Annotated in this window: 15 protein-coding genes and 1 pseudogene; 15 read left to right on the plus strand and 1 reads right to left on the minus strand. The window is 67.9% G+C overall.

What is annotated here, in order from left to right; translation table 11 throughout:
* Positions 1–106: 106 nt before the first annotated feature.
* Positions 107–766 (minus strand): annotated as a pseudogene (locus KZ686_RS22630) (response regulator transcription factor); the annotation flags it as partial.
* A 780-nt stretch (positions 767–1,546) separates the two neighbouring features.
* On the opposite strand from KZ686_RS22630, the gene KZ686_RS22635 reads away from it, so the two are divergent.
* From KZ686_RS22635 to sctQ, 15 genes are all read left to right on the plus strand, one after another.
* Complete coding sequence (locus KZ686_RS22635; protein WP_190286376.1) at positions 1,547–2,254, plus strand: helix-turn-helix transcriptional regulator; 708 nt, start codon at positions 1,547–1,549, stop codon at positions 2,252–2,254.
* Positions 2,255–2,260: 6 nt separating this feature from the next.
* Positions 2,261–2,479: an EscF/YscF/HrpA family type III secretion system needle major subunit gene (locus tag KZ686_RS22640; protein ID WP_150083746.1), complete on the plus strand. Its 219-nt coding sequence runs from the start codon at positions 2,261–2,263 to the stop codon at positions 2,477–2,479.
* A gap of 2 nt (positions 2,480–2,481) precedes the next feature.
* Positions 2,482–2,790, plus strand: a complete 309-nt coding sequence (locus tag KZ686_RS22645) for a DUF1039 domain-containing protein (protein WP_150083747.1) — start codon at positions 2,482–2,484, stop codon at positions 2,788–2,790.
* Positions 2,791–2,809: 19 nt separating this feature from the next.
* On the plus strand, positions 2,810–3,136 hold the full coding sequence (sctI, locus tag KZ686_RS22650) for a type III secretion system inner rod subunit SctI (RefSeq protein ID WP_149316188.1): 327 nt from the start codon (positions 2,810–2,812) through the stop codon (positions 3,134–3,136).
* Entirely contained in the window at positions 3,133–3,873 is a 741-nt protein-coding gene (sctJ, locus tag KZ686_RS22655) for a type III secretion system inner membrane ring lipoprotein SctJ (protein ID WP_149316187.1), read from the plus strand. The genes sctI and sctJ overlap by 4 nt, the downstream gene beginning before the upstream one ends.
* The gene (locus KZ686_RS22660) at positions 3,866–4,486 is read left to right on the plus strand and encodes a type III secretion system domain-containing protein (protein ID WP_149316186.1); all 621 of its coding nucleotides are present in this window, start codon (positions 3,866–3,868) and stop codon (positions 4,484–4,486) included. The genes sctJ and KZ686_RS22660 overlap by 8 nt, the downstream gene beginning before the upstream one ends.
* Positions 4,483–5,415, plus strand: a complete 933-nt coding sequence (locus tag KZ686_RS22665) for a hypothetical protein (protein ID WP_265633744.1) — start codon at positions 4,483–4,485, stop codon at positions 5,413–5,415. Before KZ686_RS22660 ends, KZ686_RS22665 begins: the two co-directional genes overlap by 4 nt.
* Complete coding sequence (locus tag KZ686_RS22670; RefSeq protein ID WP_190286377.1) at positions 5,412–6,503, plus strand: TyeA family type III secretion system gatekeeper subunit; 1,092 nt, start codon at positions 5,412–5,414, stop codon at positions 6,501–6,503. The genes KZ686_RS22665 and KZ686_RS22670 overlap by 4 nt, the downstream gene beginning before the upstream one ends.
* A gap of 126 nt (positions 6,504–6,629) precedes the next feature.
* Entirely contained in the window at positions 6,630–6,998 is a 369-nt protein-coding gene (locus KZ686_RS22675) for a hypothetical protein (protein WP_265633745.1), read from the plus strand.
* Complete coding sequence (locus tag KZ686_RS22680) at positions 6,995–7,213, plus strand: hypothetical protein (RefSeq protein ID WP_265633746.1); 219 nt, start codon at positions 6,995–6,997, stop codon at positions 7,211–7,213. Before KZ686_RS22675 ends, KZ686_RS22680 begins: the two co-directional genes overlap by 4 nt.
* Complete coding sequence (locus KZ686_RS22685) at positions 7,210–9,270, plus strand: EscV/YscV/HrcV family type III secretion system export apparatus protein (RefSeq protein WP_265633747.1); 2,061 nt, start codon at positions 7,210–7,212, stop codon at positions 9,268–9,270. Before KZ686_RS22680 ends, KZ686_RS22685 begins: the two co-directional genes overlap by 4 nt.
* Positions 9,257–10,579 carry an EscN/YscN/HrcN family type III secretion system ATPase gene (locus KZ686_RS22690; protein WP_223819684.1) on the plus strand — a complete coding sequence of 441 codons (1,323 nt, stop codon included), beginning with the start codon at positions 9,257–9,259 and terminating at the stop codon, positions 10,577–10,579. Before KZ686_RS22685 ends, KZ686_RS22690 begins: the two co-directional genes overlap by 14 nt.
* Positions 10,579–10,974, plus strand: coding sequence for a hypothetical protein (locus tag KZ686_RS22695; RefSeq protein WP_226106021.1), 396 nt, complete (start codon positions 10,579–10,581; stop codon positions 10,972–10,974). Before KZ686_RS22690 ends, KZ686_RS22695 begins: the two co-directional genes overlap by 1 nt.
* Positions 10,971–11,519, plus strand: coding sequence for a hypothetical protein (locus KZ686_RS22700; RefSeq protein WP_226106020.1), 549 nt, complete (start codon positions 10,971–10,973; stop codon positions 11,517–11,519). The genes KZ686_RS22695 and KZ686_RS22700 overlap by 4 nt, the downstream gene beginning before the upstream one ends.
* Entirely contained in the window at positions 11,506–12,765 is a 1,260-nt protein-coding gene (gene sctQ, locus KZ686_RS22705; protein ID WP_265633748.1) for a type III secretion system cytoplasmic ring protein SctQ, read from the plus strand. The genes KZ686_RS22700 and sctQ overlap by 14 nt, the downstream gene beginning before the upstream one ends.
* Positions 12,766–12,785: the final 20 nt, after the last annotated feature.

Here is a 12,785-nt window from a genome sequence, read left to right on the forward strand (position 1 = left end):
GCTTGGGAGCACTCTCGGGATCGATCTCGGGACCGCTGCCGGTGCCGTGATCCCGCGTGCCGGATTGCGGCGCGGCCGGTCCCGCATCCCGCTTGACCTTGTCGCCGCCCAGCAGAACGGTCCAGCCGAGTCCACGCACGTTGCGAATGGCCGATGCGCCGAATTTCTTGCGCACCGAGTAGATCAGCACGTCGACCGCATTGCTTTCGACTTCCTGGCCCCAGCCATAAATCTTTTGCTCGAGCTGACTGCGCGACAGGATCGTGCCCGGCCGTTCGAGCAGCGCCAGCATCAAGGCGAACTCGCGTGCCGACAGCGTTTCGGTATGGCCGTCCACCGTCAGGCTGCGCGTATCGAGATTGAGCCGGATGGTGTCGTCGCCGAGGCTGGAGGTCGCGTAGCCGGCCTTGCGCCGGAGCACGGCGCGCATGCGCGCCAGCAGCTCGGGAACCTCGAAGGGCTTCAGAACGAAATCGTCGGCGCCGGCGTCGAGCCCCTGCACGCGCGTGTCCAGGTCGTCATGGGCTGTCAGGATCAGCAGCGGAGTCTGATTGCCCTGCGCCCGCAGCCGCTGCAGCAGATCGAGACCACCCATGCGCGGCAGGCCGAGGTCGAGCAGGATGATGGCGTAGGAGCCTTGCTCGATCGCGTGCTGGCCCGCGACGCCGTCGCGCACCCAGTCGACGCTGCACTGCATGTTTTCCTTCAGCGCGCGCATCAGGCTGGTGCCGATCTGCAGGTCGTCCTCGATCAGGAGAATGCGCATGATTTCCGCTCGATACGCGATGTAAAAGATAAGCAGGAGCGACATCGACACGGTGCCGCTCCGCGGTGCATGGGCAACGTCGGCGAAACGTCGGCGGCGCAACGTCGCGCGCTGCGGCTTCACTTATACCGCCGGGGAATCGGCGAGGGAAGTGGCGCTTGTCCCCATCGGGGTGCCGCCGATGCTGTCGGCCGTGGCGTGGCCGAATCTCGGCGTGCGATCGCGCTGTCGAAGATCAAAAATACGGCGTGATTTTCTGATGTGCCCACAGCGATGGAGGGTGACACTTCGCGCCGGTCGGACTCGTTCCCGGCCTCCCCGCCTCTGCTTTGTCCGCCTGCCACAGGCGGATTTTTTTTGCCGGCATCGTATCCAGCATCTTTCCAACATCAAGTCGAAACGCAAAGCGCGTGATCGCATATTGGCGCTGTCCGTACCCGCGATCGCAAGGTCTTCGACCGTGCGTTCGCGCACGCAAACCGCCGTACGCGTCTCACATTTCGGGTTGCGAGAAAGAAGTTATAAGAAATCGATCAAGACTTTCTCTAAACGATTCGAGTAGACCCTCAAATTCTCAAAGTTCATTCGATAAATGGTTTGATATCGATGCGCTGTCCGGCGCCGTACAACGCATCGAATCGAACGCATCGAACCGATCGCTCACGACGCCGGACAGCGACGTCTTTCAGGTCATCACCGGATCGGTAGCCGGGTCCGGCGATGGAATGATGCAGCCACTGAGCACGAGTGTTCGAGGGAAAGATGGGGGCAGTCAAGCTAATGATCTTCAGCCGGTCCGGCCGGATCGAGTGCAACGGCGAGACGCACGAAGTGCCGGCATGCAGCCTGGTCTTTACCAACGGCAATGCGACGGCGATTCCGGCGCGCGACGGCATCGATACCTATGTCTTCCATTCGGGGGACTTCCAGGATATCTACCGCGAACTGCATGAGCTCGCGAGCCGCTACCGACGGGGCACGCAATTCTGGCGCGAACCCGTCAAGCGGATCACGGTGCCGGAGGAAACGATCAACGTGATTCGGCATCTCGGTTCCGCCGAGCCGCGCGCGATGCTCCGCTTCGCCTATGTCTACTGCATGGGAACCGAGCCGGAGTACTTCTCCAGGCTGCTGCACCACCTGATCGACAGCAGCCGCGACTTCTTCGAGTTCATCGAGGAGAACAGCATGAGCGCGTGGCCGGTCACGCAGTACGCCAAGGCGCTCGGCATCCCGGTGCGCAAGCTGAACGTGATGTTCTACGAGAAGTTCGGCGTGTCGGCCAAGAACTGGCTGCTGGAGCGCCGGCTGCAGCGGGCACGCGAACTGCTGCTGCTCACCTCGATGAAGGTCACCGATATTGCGCAGGAGTGCGGCTTCAACAGCCACGCGCATTTCAGCGTCAGCTTCCGCCGCCGCTACGAGGCCAGTCCCCGGCTGCTCAGGCAGCACCACCAGAGTATCAACGACGCAGCGAACGAGGAGTAGAACGACATGAATCTGAACGCATTGATCGATGGCATGGACGGGCCGATCTTTTCCGCCAGCTTCAGCATGGCGGAGGCCCTGCAGCGCGCGGTGACCACGGGCGAGACCATCGACTTCATTCAGGCTCAGAAGATGACGGCCGCCTTTACCAACATGACCGCGCTGCAAAGCTCGATCATCAAGGCGATGCACGACACCATCGCCGGCATCATCCAGAAGATCTAGCCATGCAGCCCTTGTCGCGAGAGGTCAGGCGCCTGCTGGTCGAACTCGCGTTCGCTGCAGCCAATCAGCGCCTGCGCGGGGAGATCGAGGTCTTTCTGGACACGCTCGACCTGTTGGTCGACGACGAGCAGGACCGAGCCATCTGCCGCGCGCACCTGTACATGCAGAGCGGCCGGCTCGTCGAGGCGCGTGCCTGCCTGGGCGAGCGCAACGATTCCCCGGCGTTGCTGCTGGCGATGCTGATCGCCGCCAGGCGCGATGCCGCCACGGCGCCGCGCGTGATATCCCCGTCGGCCCGGACGCGCCACTGAGTTATCGAAGACTTTCATCATGACTATCGACCCCACCACCGTCGCCGGCCAGATGCCGGCCACCGCCACGGGCAAGGAGCCTGCGGCAGCCGACATCCAGGCGTTCATGGATGCGATGTCCGCCCGCGTACCCAAACCGGAGGCCATTGCCACCGACGTTCTGCGCAAGGCGGAGGCCGCGGTTTCCGCACGTGTGCAGACCGTCGGTGCGAACGCCGCGCTGGATCCGGCCACCATGACACGGACACAGCAGGCGCTGCTGGAGATGCGCAACGGCGTCGACCTGATCGCGAAGATCGCCGGGACGCTGTCGCAATCGATTAACAAGCTGACGACGATGCAATGAAGCGCTTCCGCACGATCGCCCTGGCCATGCTCGCCGCCGCCACCATGGCGGGCTGCAAGATGACGCTGTACTCGAATGTCGCCGAGGCCGAGGCGAACCAGATGCTGGCCCTGCTGATGCTGCGCCATATCCCCGCGGAAAAGGTGGTGGAGAAGGGCGGCACGGTGACGCTGCGCGTCGACAAGGGCGAGTTCATCAATGCCGTGGAGGTCCTGCGGCAGAACGGCTTCCCCCATCACAAGCGGCTCGGCATGGAAGACCTGTTTCCGTCGAACCAGCTGGTGACATCACCCACGCAGGAGCGCGCCAAGATGCAGCTGCTCAAGGAGCAGCAGCTCGAAAGCATGATCTCGGCGATGGACGGGGTCATCGGCGCCAAGGTGTCGATCGCGCAGAAGGTCGATGAGAACGGCAAGCCGACGGGCGCGCCGTCGGCGGCGGTGTTCATCAAGTATTCGCCGCAGTTCAATCTCGCCAACTACGAGGTGCAGATCCGCAGCCTGATCCGCGATGGCGTTCCCGATATCGCGTCGGACCAGATCAGCGTGGTGATGCAGGCCGCAGACTATCGCTATCAGGCACCGGCAGCCGAGGCGCCGCCGTCGCGTTGGCGGCAGTGGTTGCAGGCGCAGCCGGCGCAGGCGGCGGCCGCAGTGGCCGGTGGCGTGCTGGCGCTTTGCGCGATGGCGGGACTGTCGCTCTGGATCGCCCGGCGCAAGGGGAGCGTCGATGTCTGATGCCGCCAAGGCTGGCGCACGCGCGCAACAGGGCCTGTGCCCGGCGGTGCAGCGCTTGCACGCGCTCGCGTGGCGACCGGGCGAGGTGATGCACCGCGGGTGGTGGGGCTATCTCGGGCTCGACGCGTGGCGAGACGACTATCGCCGCCATCCCGGCAGCCGCCGCGCGCTCGACGCGCTGATCGTGCAGCGCCGCGGATTTCCGGCCATGCCGCTGCCTGCCGCGCTGTCGGACGAGCAACGCCGCTTGCTGTCCCTCGAGCCGAGGCTGCCGGTGCTGCTCGTCGCGCTGGGAGCGGTGGCCGCGCGCGCCCCTGAACTGCTGCTGCTCGGCGACTATCGGCGGCAATTGCTGGCGGTACTGGGTGACGACGGTTGCGACCAGCTCGCCGCGCTGGTGCCGGACGGCAAGCGCCCGTCCTTGAGCCGCCCGCCCGAACAGATCGTCGAATGGCTGCGGGAACTCGGCAGACTTTGGCTGGAGCAGACGCTGCCCGGCAGCACCGTCTGGCAGGCGCTGTCGATCTGCCTGCCGCCTCCGGGCGGACTACTGGTGACACCGCCGCCGGGTCTTGCATTGCCGATGCTGTTTCGCCTGGAACGCCTGCTATGAATCCCTTTGGACTGACGATCACCGCTGTCCGCGGTGAACTGCCCGTGGGCGGCGTCGTGCCGGCGGCAACGCTGGACGAATACATCGATGCGGCCGCCGTGCTTCGCCGCAATCGCTCGCGGGCGGCGGCCGTGCTGCTCGCCAGCCGGCGCTGCCGCGCCCAGGCCCGGCTTGAAGCGGCGCAGGTCCTCGACGAGGCACGTGCCGAAGGCGAGCAGCGCGCCGAGGCAGCGGCGCGGGCGGCCCACGACGCGATCTGCGCCGACGTGCTGCACTGGCTGGTGAGGGAGGGCGAGCTCGAGGCGGCCATTGCCGAGCGGCTGGAATGGCGTTGCCGGACCGTGATCGCCGACGCGGTCATCTCCTTCGCCGGCGAGGCCGACCGCGCGGCGTTGATCGCGCAGCGCGTGGCTGCTCGTTGGCGCGAGGTGTCCTCGCACGGCGCGTTCACCTTGCGGCTGTGCCCTGACGACGTCGCGGCGGTGGCGGCGCGACTGCCGGCGGAGCCGGGATTCACCATCAGCGCCGAGCCGGCGCTGGCTTCCGGCCAGGCGCTGATCGACAGCCCCTACGTGCACCTTCGCATCGATCTTGACCGTCATCTCGCTGTGCTGCTGGCCGCCATTGGCGCCGAGCCAAGCGAGGCGAGCCTGTCGGAGGCCAAGCCGGACGCGCTGGAAGGCACCCGCCGTGAACAGCACGAACAGGACCCGGATGCGATGGGAGGCAGCCAGCGCAGCCGCCGCGAACAAGACCCGGATCCAGTCGAAGCCAGCCCCCGCAGCCGCCGCGACCGGGACCCGGATGCTCTGGCGAATCATCTGGACGGTCTGATTGCCGATCTGGACGACATCGCGAGAGGTCGGCTTTCGCCGCCGCGGCGCGATCCTGGTCTGCCGGATGCCGACTCGGCAGGATGGCCAGCATGAGCCCGAAGGTACAAGGTCCCAAGACCGTCATTCCGACCGGTCCGGCGCCGGCGATCCTGCCGGGCCAGGGCAGCGGCATACCGAGCCGCGGGCCTCAGCAGGTCAGTCCCGCCCGCTCGGCGATGGACCTCGCGGCGCGCGCCTTGAGCGCGTCGCGCCGCCTGCAGGAAGCCGGCCTCACCAACGTGCACTCCTCCAAGCTGCACGCACTGCTGCGGGGCGATCGCCGCAACGATGCCCTGCTGGCTCGTGCCTTCGTCGGCAAGCTGGCCAAGTCGCTGCTGGCCAACAAGGATCCCCGCATCGAACAGTTGCTGCAGCAGTTCGGCGACATCGACGACGTCGACAGCCTGTTGGCCGCGATCGAACGCAGCGAATTGCATCCGGCGGCGATGGCCTTGCTGCTCGCCGCGATGGCCGAGCAGCACCGTCCCGGGCGCAAGCGCACCCGTCTGGAGCAGGCGCTGGAGCGGCGGCTCGGCGCCAGCGGGGACTGGGAGCTCGCCATGCTTGGCTGGCTCGAGTTCGGTGCGATGACCCCGGAACTGATGTCGCAACTGAAGTCGCTGTATCAGCGCGCGGACGCCGTGCAGCAGGGCATCGCGGCGTTCCTGGACCAGCTGGCCGGCATCGGAGAGCGTCGGCGCAAGGTCAAGGTACTGATCCGTGCGCTCGGGGCCGAACTGAGCGGCATCGAGGACGACGCCGCCGAGGGCATCAAGCTCGCCGCGGTGGTTCGCGACCTGAAACGTCTGCTGATCTTCCTCGGATGCGAGGAGCAGTGCGGCCGGATCGCGCGAGGACTGGGCGATCCGCCGATCGAGCCCGATACGGTCTTGCGCCTGCTGATCCGCATGGTCGACCAGCCTTGGCTTTACCACGACTGGATTCGCGGCGAAGTCGACGGCATGCAGCCGGGCCGTGAGCGCGGCTTCAAGCTGGTCCGCGACCTGACCCGGCTGGCCAAGCTGTTGCCGGAGCCGTGTTTTCGCGACGACGACCACCGGCAGCAGGTGCTGGCCGCGCTGGCCGAGTTCAACGACCGTGCCGAGAACGCGGACCCTGCCGAGGGCGACGCCACGGGCTGACGCCCCTTCAGGTATCCGCCCGATGCCGCGTGCCGCGACTGCCGCGCACGATGGCGACATAGCACGCAATGAGGACAGCAAGCGCGTCCGGTGGCTCGCGCCGCCGGGGTCGTGCCTGGATCACCGATGGATATTGGAACGCTGCGCAATCTGGAAAAGCTGTTTCGGCTGATGGATGTCAAGCCGATCACGATCGAGCCCCGCGTCGAGATACGCGACGGCGAGATCCAGGTGTTCATGGAAGTGCGCGACCGCCGCGTGCTGCTGTCCACCATGCGGCCGGTCGATCCCTACGTGGCCGACACGGCGCTGCGCTCGCTGCTGATGCGCTGGTCGCCCGCGTGCATGGCCGGTGTGCCGCTGCGGGTGTTCCGGGTCGACGACTGCCTGTTCGTATCGGGCGCGATGCCCGCCGGCAGCGGCGCGGAACTGTGGTACCGGACGGTCCGGGCACAACGCAGGTTGCTGGAAGCCTGCACGAAGGAGGAAGCATGAGGTTCGTCCTTGCGGCGTTGTTGTTGCCGCTGGCGCTGCTCTGGAGCACCGCGATCGTCGCGTTGGCACTGGCGCTGGTGCTCGGCGCGGTGGCCTTCGGCGTCGGCTGCCGGACCGCCGCCGCGCTGGGAGACTTATTCGGTCGCGCCGTACGGGCACGGCGCGGGGCACGGCGCGGGACACGGCGCAGCGCACAGCGCGGGGCACGGCCATGATCAAGCGCCTCAGTACCTGGCTCGCCACCGTCGGCGGCCGGCAGGACGTCGTGCTGGCCGTCATGCTGATGGTGGCGGTGTTCATGATGATCCTGCCGCTGCCGACCATCCTGGTCGACCTGCTGATCGCCATCAACCTGGGCCTCGCGCTGCTGCTGCTGATGACGGCGATCTATGTGCGTGACCCGCTCGATCTGTCCGCATTGCCGTCGCTGCTGCTGATCACGACGCTGTTCCGCCTCGCGCTGACGGTCAGCACCAGCCGCCTGATCCTGCTGCAGCACGACGCCGGTGAAATCGTGACCGCCTTCGGCAATTTCGTCGTCGGCGGCAATCTGGCGGTCGGCATCATCGTGTTCTCGATCATCACGGTGGTGCAGTTCATCGTGATCACCAAGGGCGCGGAGCGCGTGGCGGAAGTCGGTGCGCGCTTCTCTCTCGACGCGATGCCCGGCAAGCAGATGAGCATCGACGGCGACCTGCGCGCCGGCACGATCGACGCCAACGAGGCCAAGCGCCAGCGCCAGCTGGTGCAGAAGGAGAGCCAGCTGTATGGCGCGATGGACGGCTCGATGAAGTTCGTCAAGGGCGATGCGATCGCCGGCATCATCGTGATCCTGGTCAATATCGTCGGCGGCATCGCGGTCGGCACGATGCAGCACGATATGGGCGTCGGCAAGGCGCTCGAGGTCTACTCGGTGTTGTCGATTGGCGACGGCCTGATCGCCCAGATCCCGGCGCTGATCATCTCGATCGCCGCCGGCATCGTGGTGACGCGCGTGCCCGGCGAGAAGCGCGAGAACCTGGCGCAGGACTTGGTCAACCAGTTCTCGCGCCAGCCGAACGCGCTGATGATCGCCGCCGGCGTGCTGCTGCTGTTCGCGCTGGTGCCGGGCTTTCCCGCGTTGATCTTCATGCCGCTGGGCGTGCTGCTGGGACTGGTCGCGTTCTATGCGCGCCGCCGCGCCAGATCGGTCGCTGCCAATACGGCGGATCAGGGTGGTGCGGTCACCGACGGCGATGGCGAGACGCGCATGACGCCGGGCGCGGAGCCGCTGTCGCTGAAGATGGCCAAGGATGTGGCGGCGCTGCCGGGTCTCGCCGAGGCGCTGGAGGCGCTGCGCTGGCACAAGTTCGAGCGGCTCGGCATCGCGCTGCCCAGGATCGAGCTGGTCGCCGAGGCCGGGTTGCCGGCCGGCAGCTTCAGTGTGCTGCTGTACAGCGAGCCGGTGCTGAAGGTCGCCATGCCGGCAGGGCGGTTGCTGCTGGCGCGGCAGACCGGCGCCATGCCGATCGCCGAGCGCGTCGACAACCTGCCGTTCGGCGGGCTGACCCTGCAATGGATCGCGCCCGAGCACCAGGGCTCGCTGGCGCAGTCGGGCCTGTCGCTGCTCGCCGGATCGCAGGTCGTGTCGTACGCCACCGCGCTGACCGTGGACCGCTTCGCCGACGAATTCATCGGCGTGCAGGAAACCCGCTACCTGATGGACGCGATGGAGGCGCGCTACGGCGAGCTGGTCAAGGAGCTGCAGCGCCAGCTGCCGATCAGCAAGGTCTCGGAGGTATTGCAGCGGCTGGTGGCCGAAGGCATCTCGATCCGCGACCTGCGCACGATCTTCGAGGCCTTGATCGAGTGGTCGCCGAAGGAGAAGGAGACCGTGATGCTGACCGAATACGTCCGCGTCGCGCTGCGCCGCCAGATCGTCGGAAGGCATACGCGCGGCGAAGGGCGGATCAACGTCTGGCTGATCGGCGACGGCATCGAGAACATGATTCGCGACTCGGTGCGGCAGACCGCCGCCGGCGCCTACTCGACCCTGCAGGGCGACCAGATCGAGGCCATCGTGGCGCGCATCAAGGCCGGCATCGCCGGACGCGAGGACATGGAGGGTGCGCTCGTTACCGCCATCGACGTGCGCCGCTTCCTGCGCAAGTTCCTCGAGCGCGAGTTGTTCAGCGTGCCGGTGTTGTCGTACCAGGAGCTGGGCGACGACGTGCAACTGCACGTGCTCGGCAATATCGACATGATCGGGGAGTACGACGATGCGTATGCCTGACGTCGACGCGATCGTCTCCGAGGTGGCGGGCCGCCTGACGCTGCCCGCGCTGGACGATGGCGTGGAGCGCTTCGGCCGGGTGGTCGAAATCGGACCCACGCTGATCAAGGCCAGCCTGCCCGACGCCGCGCTGGCCGAACTCTGCCTGATCGGCGCGGATATGCAGGCCGAGGTGGTCGGCCTGCAACGCGAGATCGCGCTGCTGTCGCCATTCTCCGAGCCGATCGGCATGAGCTGCGGCGCACTGGTGCGCCCGCTCGGCACCGAGCATCGCATTCCGGTCGGGCCGCATCTGATCGGCTCGGTGGTCGACGGCCTGGGCCGCCGGATGAGCGGCCCGCCGGTGCCGTCGGCGTGCGAAACGCGCGCGCTGGAGGCCGCGGTACCGGATCCGCTGACGCGCACGCTGATCGATCAGGTGCTGCCGCTTGGCGTGCGCGCGATCGACGGCATGCTGACCTGCGGCCGCGGCCAGCGGATCGGCATCTTCGCCGCCGCGGGCGGGGGCAAGAGCACGCTGCTCGGCATGATCTGCGACGGCAGCCTGGCCGACGTGGTGGTACTCGGGCTGGTGGGCGAGCGCGGGCGCGAAGTCCGCGAGTTTCTCGATCAGACCTTGACGGCCGAGGCGCGCGAGCGCTCGGTGGTGGTGGTCTCCACCTCGGACCGGCCGGCGCTCGAACGCCTGAAGGCGGTCTACACCGCGACCACCATCGCCGAGTACTTCCGCGATCAGGGCTTGAACGTGCTGCTGATGGTCGATTCGCTGACGCGCTTCGCGCGCGCCGGCCGCGAGATCGGGCTGGCCGCCGGCGAACTGCCGGCCGCCGGCAGCTTCCCGCCCAGTGTGTTCGCGCGCCTGCCGCGCCTGCTGGAGCGGGCGGGCTGCGCCGCCAGCGGCAGCATCACCGGCATCTACACCGTGCTGGTCGAGGGCGACGACATGACCGAGCCGATCGCCGACGAGGTCCGCTCGATCCTCGACGGCCATATCGTGCTGTCCCGCGAGCTGGCGGAAAAGAACCACTATCCCGCCATCGATATCCCGGCCAGCATCAGTCGCGTGATGCACCAGGTCACCAGCGAGCAACATCGGCAGTGGGCCGGAAAGGCGCGCCGGCTGCTGGCCCAGTACAAGGAAATCGAACTGCTGGTGCGCGTCGGCGAATACGAACGCGGTCACGACGCCGAGGCCGACGATGCGTTGGACCGCCGCGCCGGGCTGGAGGCATTCCTGTGCCAGGGCACCGGCGAACGCGCCGATTACCAGGGCACGCTGCGCCAGCTGCGACAGGTCGTGGAGGGGTGATGGCCAGGCTCACCACCGCGCAGATGCTCGATCAGTTGCGCACCATCAAGACTTGCCGGGAAGGCGTGCTGCGCCATCGCGCCCGTCGCATCGAGGCGGACATGCGCGAGTGCCGGCAGCAGTCCGACACGCACAAGGCCGAGCAGGCCGATCTGCGCGCCCAGTGGCGTGCCGCCAACCAGACGGAGCAGGCGGTCGACCCGCGGGACTTCCACAAGGTCAAGCGCCAGTTCGCCGAGTTCTATCAGCGCGAACAGCAGCTGCAGGCCGCCCTGCGCAAGCTCGCCGAGCAGATCGCCGATTGCCGGGCCCAGGCGGCGCAGACCGCGCGGGCACTGAAGGAGAACCTGCGCGGCCAGGAGAAGCTGGCTGCGCTGATGGAGGAGCAGCGATGAGTGTGTCTCCCGTCGGCGGCGTCCCGCCCAAGGGCGGCCGCGATCGCGACGAGCGCCGCAAGGTGGAGCCGGAGCAGTCGGCGCAGTTCGATGCGGCGATGCGCAAGCGCAGGCGAGCCCGGGAGCGGAGCGCCGAGGAAGCGGAGCCCACTGGGACGCCAGCGTTCCTGCCGCCGGCATGGTGGTCGATGCGCGGCGGCGCGCGTCCAGAGTCGGCGGCTACGGCTGCAGCGGTCGCCTGCGGTGGCCAGGACGCCGGCCGCGCCGAGGCCACCGCGCCCGGCGACGTCGAAGCCGACCGCTTTGCGGCGGGTACGCAGACGCGCCTGAACGGCAATGCGATGCATGTCCGCTTCACGCAGGGGGCATGGGCCGGCATGGAGCTGCAGGCGTCGCTGCATGCGGGGCAGGTCGTCGTCACGCTGCGGCCGCTGAACCGGCAGCAGCACAAGCGCCTGGTCGAAGCGAAGTCGTCGTTGAGCGACGAGGTGGCCAGGCAGACCGGTGAAGTGATTCGATTGGAGGTAGCCGATGCTACTCGATGAATGGAGCGATCAGGAGCTGGAACTGGCGCGGGCAATCGGCCCTGGCCGCTCCAGTGCCGCAGCCGGTGGGCGGCGTATTGGCGCGGGCGGCAGCGCCCGCGGCGAGGGACTGGACGCGTTGCAGGCGCTGGATCGTCTCGGCACTGCCGATCCGCCGATGGACCCGCTGATGGATCCGCTGGTGGATCCGCTGGTGGATCCGATCCGGCGGCTCGATGCGTTCGGCGGCGATCCGCTTCCCGACGTCCACGCCGACGTCCACGCCGACGCCCACGCCGGCGCTCACACCGACGTTCACGCAGCAGACCGCGACGGCTGGGGCCACGGCATCGGCGGCATGGGCGACACCAGCGACACCAGCGATACCGAAGCGCAAGCCGAAGCCGGCGCGATCGTGCTCGACCTGAAGCCCTGCGGCGGCGACGGCGTGGTGCTGTCGATGTCGATCGACGGGCAGCGCGCCCGCGCCTGGGCGGACGCCGACGCCTGGTGCGAATGGCTCGCGCCGCGCCTGGCGGTACAGCGCTTCCAGCAGATCCCGCCGGATCTGCTGGGCCTGCTGGGCCAATGGACGCTGTTACCGCTGCAGCACCATGCCCGCCAGGCCGGTCTCGGCTTGCCGCACTTCTGCGCCGCCGAGCCCGGCAGCTGCGTGCGTGCGATCGCGCCCACGCTGACGCTGTGCCGCGCCGATGCGGAGCTGGATCTGCGTCTGCTGGACTGGCCCGAGCCGTGGATCGCCGCCCTGGCGCGAACCATGGAGGACCGCCGGCCGCCGCTGACGATCCCGCCGATCCCCGTCGCGCTCGCGGCCGGATGGGCGCGCCTGACGCGCGCGCAACTCGCCGGGCTGCGGCCGGGCGACGGGGTCGTGCTCGAGCGGCCGGCCGCCATCGAGCACGGTCACGCCTGGCTGGTCGCGGAACGCCCGCTGGCGCTGGCGTGCCTTGCGCACGGCACCTGGCATATCGAACACGCATGCAATGAGGAAACCAGCATGGAACAAGGGACCGAGGCCACGCTGCGCGGCAGCGGGCTCGACGACGACAACATCGTGCTGACCGCGGTGGCCGAAGTGGGGCGCCTGTCGTTGTCGCTCGATACGCTGCGCGAGCTGCAAGCGGGGCAGATGCTGGAGCTGGCCCATGCCAGCCACGGCCGGGTCACGCTGACGGTGTCGGGGCAGGCGATCGCCCACGGCACGCTGCTGCGCGTGGGCGACAAGCTGGTGATGCGGATCGAGTGAAGGCCGGCGATTTCAGGCAT

This window comes from Cupriavidus cauae (assembly GCF_026210475.1).
Classification (GTDB): Bacteria; Pseudomonadota; Gammaproteobacteria; order Burkholderiales; family Burkholderiaceae; genus Cupriavidus; species Cupriavidus cauae.